This window comes from Actinomyces sp. MRS3W (assembly GCF_032465695.1).
Lineage (GTDB): Bacteria > Actinomycetota > Actinomycetes > Actinomycetales > Actinomycetaceae > Actinomyces.
The window spans coordinates 1-1,207 of sequence record NZ_JAWDJJ010000150.1 but is presented as its reverse complement, the minus strand read 5'-3'; the positions used below and the strand labels follow the sequence as shown (position 1 = coordinate 1,207).

Sequence of the window (1,207 nt, the reverse complement as noted above, 5' to 3'; positions counted from 1 at the left end):
CCCCGACACCGTCTCCGATTCGGTTGCGGTTGCGGTTGCGGTGGCGCGGGCGACGACGGCGCGGTAGGCGACGGCGTCGGGGTCGCCGGCCCGAGCACGGGCCAGCAGCTCCCGGTGGCTGGCCCGCAGGCGCTCGCGGGAGTCGGCGTCGAGGAAGACGACCTCATCGCAGACCTCGAGGACCAGCGGGGAGGCCGTCGTGACAATCGTGGTCCGCCCCGCGCGGGCGTCCCGGACCCGGCGGGCCACCCGCGATTCGGTGTGCGAGTCCAGAGCGCTGGTCGGCTCGACCAGGACCAGCGTCGGCGCCTGCGTGAGCAGCGCCCGTGCCAGGGCCACCCGCTGGCGCTGCCCGCCGGACAGTGAACGACCCTTCTCCGTGATCATGCCGGCCAGCCCCAGTTCTAGCGAGGAGAGCACGTCGTGGGCGTCGGCCACCTCGAGCACCGCCAGGAGACGCTCATCGCCGTCGGCCCGCTCGACGACGGTGTGGACGTTCTGGTCCACGTCGGCCACCCCGACGCGCTCCCGTTCCGCGGTCACCAGGGTGGCGACATCCACCGGCTCGGGGGCCTGCCCGGCGCGCACATCCAGGGCCTCGCGCAGCGTGCCCGTGAACAGTTGGGCGACCGCGCCCGAGACGACGATGGAAGCCCGTACCTCCTCCAGGGGCATGTCTGCGAGCGGACGACCGGCGAGGGTGACGGTGGGTGCGGCGTCGTCGAAACGGCCCAGCCGGGTGGCCAGGGCCGCCGACTGATCCGGGTCGGCCGCGACCAGCGCCGTCATCCGGCCCGCCGCGAAGGTGACGCCGGAGGCGGTGTCCACCACGTCGCCGTCGGCGGGGGCGGGCCGAGTCGGATCGAGTGCGAGCCGTTCGCCGATGGTGCCGGTAGCTGGCTGGACCCGCAGCAGGCGGGCGAGGCGACGCGCGCCCACCATGGCGCGGGTGTACTCCTGCACCGCGTGGGAGAACACCATGAGCGGCCACGACAGGTAGGCGGTGTAGCCGTAGAAGGTGACGAGTTCCCCGGCGGTGATCGTCCCGGTGATGGCCATGCGGGCGGCCGCCCAGACGACGACGGCGACGAACAGCCCCGGCAGCAGCACCTGCAGACTCATGAGCACCGACTGGGCACCGGCCACGGCGACGCCGCGACGGCGCAGCTCCTGTGAGGCCTCCCGGTAGCGGCGGGCGAAGATGTCC

At 73.6% G+C, this 1,207-nt stretch carries 1 protein-coding gene; it reads right to left on the bottom strand.

Annotation, left to right across the window (positions count from 1 at the left end; translation table 11 throughout):
- On the bottom strand, positions 1-1,207 hold a 1,207-nt coding region (locus tag RWX45_RS05430), incomplete at both ends, for an ABC transporter ATP-binding protein (protein WP_316022748.1).